Source organism: Mesorhizobium sp. WSM4817, assembly GCF_055811135.1.
On the sequence record NZ_JBVVQQ010000003.1, the window covers coordinates 322,212 to 337,290 of the forward strand.

The following is a 15,079-nucleotide window of genomic DNA, read 5'->3' on the forward strand; positions in this document are numbered from 1 at the left end:
CGGCCTTGGCCGGGAAGGGCGCGCAATGCCCTCACCGCCCGTCGCGGAGGCTTCATCCCTGGCGCTCATTCCCTTGGCCAGCATGTCGGGTCAGGGCGTTGCGGTTGCCGCCTCGGCCATGAAGGCTGGATCGAAACGCAGCTTGACGTTGTTGGCGTCGCCCAGCGTCGATCCGTCGGCAAAGCTCATGCCGACCACGTCGACGCTCGTCGCGTTGGTGCCAAGAATGCCATGGCTGAACAGGAAGTTGCGGACCAGATCCATCGTCTTCGGCAATTCGGCGCCGTTGGCGAAGTCGACCGCCTTGGCAGGATCGTAGAACATTGCCGTCGAGGCAAGCTGCGCGTCGAAGCCGGCGAGGTCGGTGCCGGATGCCTTGGCCATCTCCTCCTTGGCTGCCTTGCCTTCCGGCCTGTCGGAGTTCATCAGTTCCATCACCTCGTACCATGCGCCGACAAGCGCCTTGCCCAATGCCGGATTGTCCTTAAGCGTCTCGGTGTTGACGACCATCATGTCGATGATCTCACCGGGAATCTGCGCGGAATCGAAAACCTTGTGCGCACCCGGCATGGCGACGATCTCGGAAACCAGCGGGTTCCAGGTAACGACCGAGGTGACGTCGCTGGTGCCATAGGCGGCGACCATGTCGGCGTCGGACGTGTTGACGACGGTAATGTCCTTCTCGGCGAGCTTGACCGTGTCCAGCGCCCGCGCCAGCAGGTAATGCGAGACGGAGAGCTCGACGAGGTTGACCTTCTGGCCGGCAATGTCGGCGAGCGCTGCCTTGTCCTTGAGGATCACCGCATCATTGCCGTTGGAGAAGTCGCCGATGATCAAGGCGGTGGTGTCGACGCCGCCGCCAGCGGGGATCGACAGCGCGTCCATGTTGGTCATCGAACAGCCGTCGAAACCGCCGGCGGTGTACTGGTTGATGCTTTCGACATAGTCGTTGATGCGGGTGATCTCGACATTGATGCCGTTTTTGTCGGCCCATTTCTTCATGATGCCGCTGTCGGAGAGATAGCCCCACGGCATCCAGCCGACATAGATCGACCAGCATATCTTGAAGTCTTTCTTGGGCGCCGCGCCGGCGGCGGAAACGATGGGAAGGCTGAGTGATGCGGCTAGGATGATTGCGGCCAGCTTGCGAAGCATTGCGTACCCCTGTTCGCGATCCGGATTGCGACCGGACTTGATGTTGGGGTTTGCGAGCGCGTATCCGGGAGAGGTTCGCGCCAGCAAACCCGTGCAGGGTTCTCCCGGGATTTTGGCCCGCCGTGTTCCGCCGGATGCCTCAGTGCATCCCTGGCGGTCGCATCTCTTGGACCAGCACCGCTTTGTCGCGGCCGGAACCCTAGACGCTCTGCACACCATCTACGAAGCAAGGAGCATGCCAAAGCCGAATTATGCCAAATGCCCGGCATTTGTGGAACTGTGCGGCTTCGAGATTTGCCCGAGTGACGCGAAAATCATCGCATCGCCGACGGATTGGGCAGTTTGCCTGATTGCTGCTAGGGGTCATCTCACGTCATTCCCCCAAAACACACGGCCCCGAGATTGCTTGGTTTTCTCGTCCAGTTGTGCGGGACTGGACTTGATGCCGTTAGCAACTCCCCTTCCCTGCCCCCAACACCCGGGTCCTCTCTGGGAGGCATACGGGTGCCGGATCCACCCGTGAGCGGACAGCCCGCTCCTACCTGCTCTTTTGCTCGATGCAATACGCCTTGTTCTGCTCGAACAATCGTTGGTCCGGATACCGCGCGAGGCCCTCGTCGTAGATCGCAATCGCCCCGTCCCAGTCCTTCTTTTCTATGAACCTCCTCGCCCACCGGTCGTACGCGAACACTGCGAGCCTCTCCACGTCCGCCTCCCCTTCCGCGAGGTCCTTCAGCCTCTCGAGCACAGCGAGCGCCTCCTCGTGTTTGTTGTCCCGCACGAGAGCGTTCACATTGTTGTTCAGGTAGTTCTTAGACGATCGCGCTACGTTCTGCAGGCCCGGGAACCTCTGCTTCAACGCTCGCAGAACTTCCACGGCCTTGTCCGGCCCCTGCCCAGCGGCCACTTCCTTCGCCCATTCTTGCGCGAACCACCCGATGTTCCCGTGAAGCTTTTCCATCGCGGGGAACCGCCCGAGACCCGCCTCGTAGACGTCTGCCGCCTTCTCCCACTGGCCGTCCTGCATGTAACGCTTGGCCCAGCCGTCGTATGCCGCGAAGTAGAGCTCCTGCGCCTCGTTTCCCGGCAGGAACTCCTTCCCTTGGTCCACGGCCGCGAGCGCGGCCTCGAACTTCCCGTTTCCAATCAAGTCATGGACTACACGGGCCACCCCTTGGCCGCCGGACTTCCCGATCGACTCGACTCCAGGGAACTTCGCCGCGAGGACCTTCGCGACCGCGGCGGCCGCCGGGGCTCCGCCCTTCGTGTAGGCGGCTTTCGTCCACTCCTGGCCCAGGTACGCGACGTTCTGCTTGAGCATGCCCGCGTCGGGATATCGCGCGAGCGCCTTCAGGTACACGTCCGCTGCCTCCTCCCACGCGCCGGCCTCCATGCGCTTCCTCGCCCAGAAGTCGTACACGTACAGGTACGTCTGCTCCGCGTCGCTATCCTCCAGCAGCTGCCGCCCCTTCTCCAAGGCCGCGAGCGCCTCCTCGTACTTCCCCTCCTCGACGCGCGCGTTTACGGGCCGTTGCAGTTCATTCCCGCCACTCTTCGACAGGCCCGTCAGCCCCGGAAACCGCTCCGCCATCAACTTCATCACCTCGGCCGCCGCGTTCGCGCCGCCCTTCGCGTAGGCGGCTTTCGTCCACTCCTGCGCAAGATACGCCACGTTGCCCTTGAACAGCCCCTCGCCCGGGTACGCCGCGAACCCCTTCACGTACACATCCGCCGCCATTTCCCACCGACCGTCCTTCATGTGGCGCTTCGCCCAGTCGTCGTAGACGTAAAGCGACGCCTCGCGGACGCCCGCTGTGTCTTTCATCAAATCCTTGGCCCCCTGGATCGCCGCGAGCGCCTCCTCGAACTTCCCCGCGTCGGCCAACCCGAACGCCATCCGGCGTACGTGGCTGTCCGCCGCCGAAGTCACGTGCTCGTTGCCGGGGAAGCGCGCCACGAAACCGCGCAGTGCCCCAAGTGCCCTCGCCTCACCCTCCTTCTTGGCCAGCGCGGCGGACCACTCCTGCCCGAAGTAGCCGAGCCACTTCTCGAGCTCCTTGCGCGGCTCGCCCGCGAGCGCCTCGAAGCCCGGCACGGCCGCCGCGAGCGCGTCCTCCCACCGGCCCTCCCGCATCCGTATGTCCGCCGGCCGGATGTACACGAGCGATTGCATCCCCTCGAACCCCCCGCTGGGCACCGCGGCGGCCGCTCGCTCGAGGATGGCGAGCGCCTCGGACGGCTTGCCGGCGTCCACCGCGCTGAGCGCCCACTGGCTCCAAACAGCCGAATGGTTATTGACGAGCGCCGCGTCCTTCGGCGCCAGCGCGAGGCCGGTCGTCACGACTTCCAGGGCCTCCTGGAACTTGCCGTCGCGCGAAAGCTCCGCTCCCCAGTTCGCGAGCACGGCCAGCGCGTTCTTCACCGCCGAGCCGAACTCGGGGTCGAGGCTCATCGCCCGGAAATTCGCCACGAGCGCCTCGTGGTAGCGCTTCGCCTCCGAGAGCAACACGCCCTGGTTGTAGTAGATGATCGCCGCCAGCCCCGCCTCCTCGACCTCTCGGCGCTGGTCGCGGTGCGCGTCGGGGATGTAGCGGAAGCCCGTCATCTGCTCGAACTTGGCGATGGCGGCCTTGTCCCTAGCGGGGTTGAACCCCTTGGCGTTCGTTGTCTCCACGTCCATGTGCCGCGTGCCGTCGTAGAGGATCGAGAACGCGTGGTCGGGCACCTCGATCGCGCGCACGTCCAGCCCGAGCCGCAGCGCGAGCACGTTGTAGAGCACGGCGGACGACACGCAATTGAACGTACCCGTGTCGAAGATCACCGAGAGGCCGGTCTGGCGCGCCACGTAGCCCTTCGAAATCGGGCCCTTGTGGAGCCACTCGAGGAGCGCCTCGCCCTTGGCCGCGGGAGTGCGCGTGTTCGCCACCGCCGCGCGGGCCTGCTGCTCCAACGCGTCCAGGCGCTTCAGGTACTCCTTCCTTTTTCCCGCGTCGACTACGCCCGACGCCAGCAGCGCGGCCTCGGCGAACTCCACGGGCGTCAAGCGCCCCGCCTTCGCCTTCGCGAACATCGCCTTCTCGTCGTCGGAGACCGCCAGCTTGAGCGACGTCGTCTTCTCGAGGCGCGTGAGCACGTCGAAGGCCTTCGCCGGAGACTCGGCGAACGCGTAGTGGCTCTTCGGCTCACCCTCCCGACCGATAACCTCCACTTCCGCTGCCGCTACCTTGCGCGCCCCGGGCTGCGGCGCGAGCCGCACGATGATCCAGCGCGCCGCGGTGGTGGGGAACTCGAACGTCTGCGGCTTGCCCTCCGCCGCAAGCGGGTCAGTGCGAAGGGACCGGAACCCGGCGTGCGCCGACGCCGTCGAGACGAGGATCTCCACGCGAACTGCCGCGCTGCCCGAGCCCTCCGGCAGCGTGACCCTGATCCCCTCCGGCGCCACAACGCCTCCACCGAACGTGAACGTGACGTCCAGCGGTGTGGCTTCCGTCGCGTCGATCTCCGCGACCGTCTTCGCGTCGCCGTCTGTCAACCGCGCGATCGCAGTCACGTCGGCGGGAGAAGTGGTCGATTCGACCTTCGCCGAGGTGAGCCGCAGCAGGTTCAACGGTTCTTCGTCGACGGCGAACCCAGCCCGCGCCTCCAGGAGAATCGCGGCCACGGTGAGGCCGGCGAGCGCAGTTGATCGAAGCGACTTCCACTTCATGGCCTATCCTCCACATGGCTCACACCCTCCGGGATTCCTTGCGGGTTATCCCATCGTCAGAAGCGCTGCCGAGAGCATCCTGATGTCTAGGCCATGGCCTGCTCGGCGTGACTTTTGTCATCGCCGCCGCCGATTTGAGATCGAAGACGGGCTGATGTTGGGGACCGATTGCCACGTGGCATTCCACTACTCGTGACGTTGCAACTGGCGCGCGCTGAGATAGAAATCTCTGTGCGGCGAGACGCCGGGCAGCGCAACTAAGGCATCGATGACGGCTAAGACCAAATCCGACAGATTTCGCCGACTCTTGTCTCACGGCTTTTTTGCGCCTGAGCTGCCTCCGTGCTTCGTGTCCGATGATATAGCACGATTTTCGACGTCGCCCGTATAGGCGCGGAAAGCTTCAAGCAGTTGCTGCAGTCCCATGGGGCTCACGCCGGGATGGCGTGCCGCGAGGTCGACATCGAGGCGCGAAGCGGCCATTCGCTACACGCAAGACATAGGTCGCCTCGGGGTCAAAACGGTATTCCGTTTTCGGGTACCACGCGTCAGGTTTTGTCCATTAGGAAGACACTCCGATCGAAACCGTCGCCGGTTTCATCGGGTCGGCCGCAGCAAAGACGGCGCTCGCCTCGCTGACGATGGAGACGTGATCCTTGGCTGCTTGTCCTGCGGCGGCGCCGTCACCGCGCATGATTGCGGTAACGATGACGTCATGCTCCTGCCAGGATTTGGCCAGGCGGCCCGGCAGCATGAATTGCGCGCGCCGGAACGGCGCCAGCCGGCTGCGTGTCATGACGGTCAGTTCATAGATGTGCTTGCTGTGCGCGCCGCGATAGAGCCGCGTGTGGAACTCGGTGTTGAAATACTCGTAGTCCTCCTCCGCACCCAATTGCACGAGGCGCGCCGATGCCTGGTGCTCGATTTCGAGCGCGCGGCGTTCGCCAGCGGTCATGCGCTCGGCCGAGAACCGCGCGCAGATCGCTTCAAGCTCGGCCATGCTCTCGAACATCGAGGCAAGATGCTCCTGCGTCACCACGGCGACGGTAGCGCCACGGTTGGGCCGCCTTTCAACCAGCCCCATGGCGCTCAGCCGGCCAAGCGCCTCCCTGACGGGGGTGCGCGACACATCGAAACGGGCAGCAAGCGAGGCCTCGTCGAGCTTTTCGCCGGGGCGCAGGAAGCCGGTGACGATCCGGTCACCGATCGCCCTCACCATCTGATCGACGGTCGTGCCCGACCTGATCAAGCTGCGCTTCCCCGACAATTCTCCTCCGTCCAGTCTTTTTCGCGGCCGTGCGGCAAGTGGCTCGCCGGAAGTTTCGACTCGGGCGCGTCCTCTATGCCTCAATTTTAATCTGGATGTCAAACTGGCTAATTGAATGGCAAAAAGTGTATGCAATTGCCTTTCGCTTGAGCACGGCTAATTAGCCAGCCAACTGATTTAATTGGATAAAATCCAGCTTTTGAACTGGCACGGCGATTGCATGCACTTGTACGAGAAGGGGATTAATCGACCCGGAAACGGTTCAACAGGGAGCATTCACATGACCGAGAGATTCATGCTTAGCCGCCGCGATCTGCTCAAGACCTCCGCCGCCGGAGCGGCGCTCGGCCTGGCCTCGGCGTCATTCCCGATCAGCAGGGCGTTCGCCGCTGCCGTCACTGTCGGCTTCATCTATGTCGGGCCGAAGGACGACTACGGCTATAACCAGGCGCATGCCGAGGGTGCCGCCACATTGAAGGCCATCGAGGGCATCTCCGTGGTCGAGGAGGAGAACGTCCCCGAAACGGTCGATGTCCAGAAGTCGATGGAATCGATGATCAACCTCGACGGCGCCTCGCTGATCTTCCCGACCTCCTTCGGCTATTTCGATCCGCACATGATGGCCATGTGCGCGAAATTCCCCGACGTGCAGTTCCGCCATTGCGGCGGCATGTGGAACAAGGACAAGCATCCGATGAATGCCGGTTCCTATTTCGGCTATATCGGCATGGGCCAGTATCTCAACGGCGTCGCCGCCGGCCACGCCACCAAGACCAAGAAGATCGGCTTCGTCGCGGCAAAGCCCATTCCGCAGGTCCTGCTCAACATCAACTCCTTCCTGCTCGGCGCACGCTCGGTCGACCCGGCAATCACCTGCCAGGTGATCTTCACCGGCGAATGGTCGCTGGCGGTCAAGGAGGCGGAGGCCACCAATGCACTGGTCGATCAGGGTGCCGACGTCATCACCTGCCATGTCGACAGCCCGAAAGTGGTGGTCGAAACGGCGGCGGGGCGCGGCGCCTTCATCTGCGGCTACCATGCCAATCAGAGCCCGCTGGCACCTGAAAAATACCTGACCGGCGCGGAATGGAACTGGGCGAAGGTCTACAAGATGTTCGTCGACGACCTCGTGGCCGGCAAGCCGCTGCCCAATTTCACGCGCGGCGGACTGGCCGACGGCTTCGTCAAGATGAGCCCGCTCGGCCCCGCGGTCAGCGAGGCGGCGCGCGCACAGTTCGACGGCACGCTCGCCGAAATGATGAAGGGCGGCTTTTCGGTGATCAAGGGGCCGTTGAAGAACAACAAGGGCGACGTCGTCGCAACCGAGGGCCAGACCTTCGTCGAAGCCGCGATCGAGCTGGAAAGCATGGACTATCTCGTCGAGGGTGTCGTCGGCTCGACCGCTTGAGCATGGATCGGAGACGGGGGCCATGGCAGACACCGTGAGCAGCGCGAGCGTGCCAGTGATGCTCGGCGCCAAAAGCTATCCGACGGCGCTCGAATGGATCGCCCGGCGGGCGGAAGCCCTCGTCATCCCGCTCGCGGCCCTGATTGTCGGCATGGCCCTGTTCAGCCTGTTCATCGCGCTGGTCGGCAAATCGCCGGCGCAGCTCTATGAAACGATGTGGCGCGGCGGCTTCGGCTCGTGGTTCTCGATCCAGAACTCGCTGTCGCGGGCCGCACCCTTGCTGCTTGCGGCGCTCTGCGTGGCGCTGCCGGCCCGGCTCGGCCTTGTCGTCATCGGGGGCGAAGGCGCGATCGTGCTGGGCGGCGTTGCGGCGGCTGCCATGGGCGTGGCCGCCAGCGGCGCCCCCGCCTTTTTCGTTATTCTTGTCATGGGCGTGGCGGGCCTGGCCGCCGGCGGCATCTGGATCGGTGCCGTCGGCGCGCTACGCCACTACCGTGCCGTCAACGAAACCATATCGAGCCTTTTGATGGCCTATATCGCCATCGCCCTGATGAACCATCTGGTGGACGGACCGCTGCGCGATCCCGCCTCGCTCAACAAACCGTCGACCGAGCCGTTGGCTGAGGCCTACCGCATCGGCAACATTCCCGGCATGGACGTGCATTGGGGCCTTGTCGTCGGCATCATCGCCTGCATTCTGTCCTGGCTGCTGATCGAAAAGACCCGCTGGGGGTTCGCCGCTCGCATCGCTGGCGGCAATGTCAGGGCAGCCCAGGTGCAGGGACTTGCCGTTGGACCGCTGATTGTCGGTTTCACCGCGCTGGCCGGCGGCTTTGCCGGCCTTGCCGGCATGCTCGAAGTCGCCGCCGTGCAGGGCAGCGCCAACGCCTCGCTCGCCGCCGGCTATGGATATACCGGTATCCTGGTCGCCTTCCTCGCCCGCCACAATCCGCTCGCCATCATCCCGGTCGCCTTCCTGCTTGGCGGCATCGACGCCTCCGGCGGGCTGATCCAGCGCCGCATGGACCTGCCCGACGCCACCGTGCTGGTGCTGCAGGGCATGCTCTTCGTCGTCATCCTGTTCAGCGAAACCTTCTACGGCCGCTTCAAGGCCTTCAATCCCGACCTCTGGCAGAGGGGCGATCTCTTGAAAAGGCCCGATCTCCTGAAGGGAACTGCCTGATGAACGCAACCGAGATCGGCCTCTGGGGCGTTCCGCTCGCCATGCTCGGCGGCGCCATCCGGGTGTCGACGCCCTTCATTTTCGTGTCGCTGGGCGAAGCCATCACCGAGCGTTCGGGGCGCATCAATCTCGGTCTCGAAGGCACACTGGTGTTCGGCGCGATGACCGCCTATGCCGTCGCGGTGATGACCGGCTCACCATGGCTCGGTCTGCTGGCCGCCGCAGCCGCCGGTCTTTGTTTCGGCCTGTTCCACGGCTGGATCTGCAGATTCCGTGGCGTTAACGACATCGCCATCGGCATTGCGCTGATGCTGTTCGGCTCGGGTCTCGCCTTCTTCTTCGGCAAACCGTTCATCCAGCCCTCGGCGCCCGACCTGCCGGCCATCCCGTTTGGCGGCTGGTCCGATGTTCCGCAGGTGCAGGCGGCGCTCAACGTCAACGTGCTGTTCCTGATCGGTGCAGCACTTGCCGTGTTCCTGTGGTGGGCTTTCCGCAACACCCGGGCCGGCCTGATCCTGCGCGTGGTCGGCGACAGTTCCGACGCCGCGCGCGCCATGGGCCTCAACCCGAATACGGTGCGCCTCATCGCCACCGGCATCGGCGGCGCGCTGGCCGGAATCGGCGGCGCTTATCTGTCGCTCTACTATCCCGGCAGCTGGACCGAAGGCATTTCGTCGGGCCAGGGGCTGATGGCGGTGGCGCTGGTCATCTTCGCGCGCTGGAACCCGCTCGGCTGCTTTGCCGCCGCGCTGCTGTTCGGCGGGGCCGGCGCGCTGGGGCCGGCGCTGCAATCGGTCGGCGTCACGCAAGGCTACTATCTGTTCTACGCCGCACCCTACATTCTCACCCTCGTCATCATGATCGCCACCTCGTCGCCGAGCCGTTCGCTGGCCGGCGCACCGGGCGAACTGTCGATCACCAAATGACGTTTCCAGACTGGAGTTTTTCTCAATGAACGCCAGAGCCGAGATCACGCAGCGCTACATCGATGCCGATCCCTATCCATGGCCCTACAATGGCGAGCTTCGGCCCGACAACACGGCGCTGATCATCATCGACATGCAGACCGATTTCTGTGGGCCGGGCGGCTATGTCGATCATATGGGCTACGATCTCTCGCTGGTGCGGGCGCCGATCGAACCGATCAGATCGGTGCTGTCTGCCATGCGGGCGAAGGGCTACACCGTCATTCATACGCGAGAGGGCCACCGGCCCGATCTCGCCGACCTGCCGGCCAACAAGCGCTGGCGCTCGCGCCGCATCAATGCCGGCATCGGCGACCCCGGACCCTGCGGGCGCATCCTGGTGCGCGGCGAGCCGGGCTGGGACATCATCCCCGACCTCTATCCGGCCGAAGGCGAGCCGATCATCGACAAGCCGGGAAAGGGCTCGTTCTGCGCCACCGACCTGGAGCTGATCCTCAACCAGCGCGGCATCGAAAACATCGTGCTGACCGGCATCACCACCGACGTCTGCGTGCACACGACGATGCGCGAAGCCAACGACCGCGGCTTCGAATGCGTAATGCTGGAGGATTGCTGCGGGGCGACTGACTACGGCAACCATCTCGCTGCGATCAAGATGATCAAGATGCAAGGCGGCGTGTTCGGCGCGGTGTCCAATTCGGCGTCCTTCGTCGCCCAGTTGCCATGAGGTTCGATCATGAGTGATCGCAGCAAAAGAGCGGTTGGCGTCGAGACGATCGGCATGAGCATGCGTTTCGACGCCTTCACCGCGCTGGACGACGTCTCCATCAAGGTGCCGGCGGGATCGTTTCATGCGCTGCTTGGCGAAAACGGCGCGGGCAAGTCGACGCTGGTCAAATGCATCATGGGCTTTTATCACCCGACCGCCGGCGAAATTCTGGTCGACGGCCGCGAGGTCGGGATCGCCAGTTCGAAGGACGCCTCGGCGCTCGGCCTCGGCATGGTCTACCAGCATTTTACCCTCGTCCCGTCGCTCACGGGTGCGGAAAACCTGGTCATTTCCCGCGAGAAGGTGCCGGGGATTATCGACTGGCGCAAGGAACGCGCCGCACTTGCCCAATTCATGGAGCGGATGCCGTTCAAGCTGCCGCTCGACGTCAAGGTGGCCGAACTCGCCGCCGGCGAGAAACAGAAGCTCGAAATCATCAAGCAGCTTTATCTCGGCCGCAGTTTTCTGGTGCTGGATGAGCCGACGTCGGTGCTAACCCCCGGCGAGGCGCAGGAAGTGCTGGGCCTTGTGCGCGGCATGACCAAGGCGGGCGATCTCACCGTGCTGATGATCTCGCACAAGTTCCACGAGGTGACGGCGTTTGCCGACGACATCACTGTGTTGCGCAAGGGCAGACTGACAGGAACGGGGAAAGTATCGGAGCTGTCTCACAAGCAGATGGCGGCGATGATGATCGGTGACCAGCCGATCGCCGCGCTCGACAGCCGCGCTCCGTTGCCGGTCGGCGCCAAGCAAATCCTGACGGTGAAGGCACTGAAGGCGCCCGACCGCACCGGCCTGAAAACCATCAATATCGGCGAGCTCGATGTGAAGTCCGGCGAGATCGTCGGTGTCGCCGGCATTTCCGGCAACGGCCAGAAGGAATTTCTAGAAGTCCTTGCCGGGCAGCGTACGCGTGATGCCGGCGACGTTCTGGTGAAGGGAACGCCCTACGGCGCCAGCCGCGCCGAGGCCCGCACGCTCAATGTGCGCTTCATCCCGGAGGAACCGTTGCGCAATGCCTGCGCGCCGAGGATGACGGTGGCGGAAAACATGGCATTCCGGACCTTCGACCTGAACGAGGCCGGCAAGCCGATAAGCTGGATCCGGATGAGCGCCATCAGGGACTATGCGACGCGGCTGGTCGAGCAGTTCAAGGTCAAGACAGCCTCGCTCGCCTCGCCGATTTCGTCGCTCTCCGGCGGCAACGTCCAGCGCGCTGTGCTCGCCCGCGAACTGACCGGCAAGGTCGATCTGCTGATTGTTTCGAATCCGTGCTTCGGCCTCGACTTCTCTGCCGTCGCCGAAATCCGCGCCCGCATCATGAAGGCGCGCAACGCTGGTGCCGCGGTGCTCTTGATGTCGGAGGACCTCGACGAATTGCTGGAGCTCTCGGACCGCATCTTCGTCATGTCCGACGGCGCGCTGGTCTACGAAACGCCGATCGCCCAGGCGAGCGTCCAGACGATCGGCGAGCAAATGGCGGGACATCACTGATGGCGGAGATCGACGCGCTGCCGTTTCCGTTTGCCTTCAAGCCTGAGGCGGTGGCGCTGGTCGTCATCGACATGCAGCGCGATTTCGCCGAGCCGGGCGGCTTCGGCGCCAGCCTCGGCAATGACGTCGGCCGGGTGGTGGCGATTGTGCCGACGGTAAAAAGGCTGATCCAGGGATTTCGCGCCGCCGGCCTGCCGGTGATCCACACGATGGAGTGCCACAGGTCGGACCTTTCGGACCTGCCGCCGGCCAAGCGCAATCGTGGCAATCCGTCGATCCGAATCGGCGATGTCGGTCCGATGGGCCGCGTGCTGGTCGTCGGCGAGCCGGGAACGGCGATCCTCGACGAGGTAGCCCCGCTGCCTGGCGAAATCGTCATCGAAAAACCCGGCAAGGGCGCGTTCTACGCTACCAGCTTCGGCGAGGACCTGAAGCGGCTCGGCGTGCAGCAGCTCGTCTTCGCCGGAGTTACGACGGAAGTCTGCGTGCAGACGACGATGCGCGAGGCCAACGACCGCGGCTACGAATGCCTGCTGGCGGAGGATGCGACGGAGAGCTATTTTCCGGAATTCAAGGCGGCCGCGCTGGCCATGATCAGGGCGCAGGGCGCGATCGTCGGCTGGACGGCGATGACGGACCAGGTGCTCAAAGGAATTGCCGATGCCTAACATTGCATACCCGGCTCTCATCCATGGGGGCTGGCGTGATCTGGCATTCGAGCATTTTCGCGAAGGCATCACGGTGCATTGGCTGCTCAGGGGCGGACCGGCCGAACCCTCCGTCGCGATCCTGAATTATCGGCCCGGCGCCGGCGTGCCGCGCCATCGTCATGTCGCACTGGAAACCATCGTTGTGCTGGAAGGCACCCAGAGCGACGAGAATGGCGACTATCTTCCCGGAAGCGTGATCCTGAACCCGGTCGGGACCGAGCATTCGGTGTGGACGAAAGACGGCTGCGTCGTGCTGATCCAGTGGAATCTGCCGGTGATCATTCTGGACGAGACGAAATGAGCGACATCCGCTTCGATATCGGCAGCCTGCACGCGAGCTATGCAACCGGCATGTCGGCCACTACCATTATTGAAACCGTGTTTCAGCGCATAGCGAAAGCGGACGATCCCGGCATCTTCATCCATCTGGCGAGCAGGGCGGACCTGCTCGCCGAAGCCGACGCACTCGGCGGGTTCGATCCGGTGGCAAAGCCGCTGTGGGGCATGCCGTTCGCGGTCAAGGACAACATCGATGTCGCCGGCATGCCGACGACGGCCGCCTGCGCCGAATATGCCTACTTGCCGTCGAAAGACGCCACCGTCGTCGCGCGTCTGAGGGCGGCCGGCGCGCTGGTCGTCGGAAAAACCAATCTCGACCAATTCGCCACCGGCCTCGTCGGCGTGCGCACGCCCTATCCGATCCCGAGAAACGCGATCGATCCTAACCTGGTGCCGGGCGGTTCCTCGTGCGGCTCGGCCGTGGCGACGGCGCACGGCATCGTTTCTTTCGCCCTCGGCACCGACACCGCAGGCTCCGGCCGCATTCCCGCCGGCCTCAACAACATCGTCGGGCTGAAGCCGACCGTCGGCGCGCTGTCGGCCACCGGCGTGGTGCCGGCCTGCCGCACGCTCGACTGCGTCTCTGTATTCGCGCTCACCGTCGATGACGCCTACAGCGTCTTCAGGGCCGCGACGGCCAAAGATGACGTCGATCCTTATTCGCGCGCTATCGCGGCGCCGCCGCTTGGTCCGCGTCCACCAGCGCTGACCGTCGGGGTTCCCGCAAAAGCGGACCGGGAATTTTTTGGCGACGCGGCCATGCAGGCTGGATTCGAAACGGCGCTGCGGACGCTGCAACAGCTCGGCTGCCGACTGATCGAAATTCCCTTCGGCGATTTCTACGCTACCGCCAACCTGCTCTACGAAGGCGCCTGGGTGGCCGAGCGCTATGCGGCGATTGCGGATTTCATGGAAGCGAGCGAAGCAGCCATGCACCCGGTAACGCGCGCAATCATCGGAGGGGCGCGAAAGCTCTCCGCGGCAGACGCGTTCAACGGCCTTTATGCGCTGCAGGGCCACAAGGCCAGGCTCGCACCTGTCATCGCCTCGGTCGACCTTTTCTGCGTGCCGACGGCGCCGACGCACTATTCGCTGGAGACTGTTTTGGCCGATCCGATCGTCACCAACAGCCGGCTCGGCACCTACACCAACTTCGTCAATCTGCTCGATATGTGCGGCATCGCCGTGCCGATGGGCAAGCGCGACGACGGTCTGCCGATGAGCGTTACCTTGCTTGCTGCCGCCGGCAAGGACGCCCTGACGGCGGCGCTCGCCCGTGATCTCCATCGAGCCAGCGGTCTCGGCCTTGGCGCGACTGGTTGGGCAATGCCTGCCTGCGTCGCCAAGACCCCTGACGTCGATGACGGCATGATCGAGCTCGTGGTCGTCGGCGCGCATTTGTCGGGGATGCCGCTCAACGGCCAGCTCTGCGCGCTTGGCGCGCGATTGAGCAGGGCCGCCAAGACAGTTGCCTCCTATCAGCTCTATGCGCTCGCCGGCCAGTCCGTGCCCAAGCCAGGGCTCGTGCGTGTTGCCGATGGCCACGGGACGTCGATCGATGTCGAGGTTTGGCGGCTTTCACCAGACGCGTTCGGACGCTTCGTGGCCGCGATCCCGCCGCCGCTCGGCATAGGCACGATCGAGCTCGAAGACGGGACATCGGCCAAAGGCTTTCTGGTTGAGACCGCCGGGTTGTCAGAGGCGATCGACATTTCGGCCTATGGCGGTTGGCGCAGCTTCATCGCAAAAGCCAGCGGAGAGCGACAGGAAAGCGTCCCGGCCGATTGAACGACCGGCCGTTCGCACCGGCAACGTCAGCGTGAGCTCAAATCGTAGCAGCGATGCTCGGCTTGCAGTTGGTACGGCGAGCACCGAATTCCGCAAGCGATCCGCGTGCGGCAGTGCGGACAATCCGCGCGCGGGCCGCTGGAGCGGACTGTCGAAGATGGAGCGCGGGATTCACCGGTCGCCCATTGCCGCTCGCAATTCGGCCGCGTCTGCTGCTGATTTCGCGACCGCGCAGGCATCCAGTCGACGGTTGCACTCGGCTGTTGCCGCTTCATCTGCGAAGCCCCTACGAATTGTCGCAGGATTGCGCTACCCTAAGGTCAATCCGGGC

11 protein-coding genes and 1 riboswitch are annotated in these 15,079 nt (G+C 64.2%); of the genes, 8 read left to right on the forward strand and 3 right to left on the reverse strand.

Translation table 11 applies throughout. The features are described from left to right. Window positions 1-90: 90 nt before the first annotated feature. The 3 genes from AC0L2K_RS06410 to AC0L2K_RS06420 form a co-directional block, all read right to left on the reverse strand. Complete coding sequence (locus AC0L2K_RS06410) at window positions 91-1,155, reverse strand: putative urea ABC transporter substrate-binding protein (RefSeq protein ID WP_473530896.1); 1,065 nt, start codon at window positions 1,153-1,155, stop codon at window positions 91-93. Window positions 1,156-1,254: 99 nt separating this feature from the next. Continuing rightward, window positions 1,255-1,369, reverse strand: a riboswitch (guanidine-I (ykkC/yxkD leader). Between the two features lie 324 nt (window positions 1,370-1,693). Continuing rightward, complete coding sequence (locus AC0L2K_RS06415) at window positions 1,694-4,861, reverse strand: hypothetical protein (RefSeq protein WP_473530897.1); 3,168 nt, start codon at window positions 4,859-4,861, stop codon at window positions 1,694-1,696. 562 nt (window positions 4,862-5,423) lie between these two features. After that, window positions 5,424-6,110: a GntR family transcriptional regulator gene (locus AC0L2K_RS06420; RefSeq protein WP_287063046.1), complete on the reverse strand. Its 687-nt coding sequence runs from the start codon at window positions 6,108-6,110 to the stop codon at window positions 5,424-5,426. 298 nt (window positions 6,111-6,408) lie between these two features. Here AC0L2K_RS06420 and AC0L2K_RS06425 point away from each other — a divergent pair, with 298 nt between their 5' ends. The 8 genes from AC0L2K_RS06425 to atzF are packed head-to-tail and all read left to right on the forward strand — an operon-like array spanning window position 6,409 to window position 14,748. Next, on the forward strand, window positions 6,409-7,536 hold the full coding sequence (locus AC0L2K_RS06425) for a BMP family ABC transporter substrate-binding protein (RefSeq protein WP_473530898.1): 1,128 nt from the start codon (window positions 6,409-6,411) through the stop codon (window positions 7,534-7,536). 22 nt (window positions 7,537-7,558) lie between these two features. Continuing rightward, on the forward strand, window positions 7,559-8,719 hold the full coding sequence (locus AC0L2K_RS06430; RefSeq protein ID WP_473530899.1) for an ABC transporter permease: 1,161 nt from the start codon (window positions 7,559-7,561) through the stop codon (window positions 8,717-8,719). Continuing rightward, complete coding sequence (locus AC0L2K_RS06435; RefSeq protein ID WP_287119711.1) at window positions 8,719-9,645, forward strand: ABC transporter permease; 927 nt, start codon at window positions 8,719-8,721, stop codon at window positions 9,643-9,645. The genes AC0L2K_RS06430 and AC0L2K_RS06435 overlap by 1 nt, the downstream gene beginning before the upstream one ends. Window positions 9,646-9,670: 25 nt before the next feature. Further along, complete coding sequence (biuH, locus tag AC0L2K_RS06440) at window positions 9,671-10,372, forward strand: biuret amidohydrolase (RefSeq protein WP_287119710.1); 702 nt, start codon at window positions 9,671-9,673, stop codon at window positions 10,370-10,372. 9 nt (window positions 10,373-10,381) lie between these two features. Then, window positions 10,382-11,911, forward strand: coding sequence for an ABC transporter ATP-binding protein (locus tag AC0L2K_RS06445; RefSeq protein ID WP_473530900.1), 1,530 nt, complete (start codon window positions 10,382-10,384; stop codon window positions 11,909-11,911). Further along, window positions 11,911-12,579: a cysteine hydrolase family protein gene (locus tag AC0L2K_RS06450; protein WP_473530901.1), complete on the forward strand. Its 669-nt coding sequence runs from the start codon at window positions 11,911-11,913 to the stop codon at window positions 12,577-12,579. The genes AC0L2K_RS06445 and AC0L2K_RS06450 overlap by 1 nt, the downstream gene beginning before the upstream one ends. Next, entirely contained in the window at window positions 12,572-12,922 is a 351-nt protein-coding gene (locus AC0L2K_RS06455) for a cupin domain-containing protein (RefSeq protein WP_023800139.1), read from the forward strand. Before AC0L2K_RS06450 ends, AC0L2K_RS06455 begins: the two co-directional genes overlap by 8 nt. Further along, entirely contained in the window at window positions 12,919-14,748 is a 1,830-nt protein-coding gene (atzF, locus tag AC0L2K_RS06460) for an allophanate hydrolase (protein ID WP_473530902.1), read from the forward strand. Before AC0L2K_RS06455 ends, atzF begins: the two co-directional genes overlap by 4 nt. Window positions 14,749-15,079 lie beyond the last annotated feature (331 nt).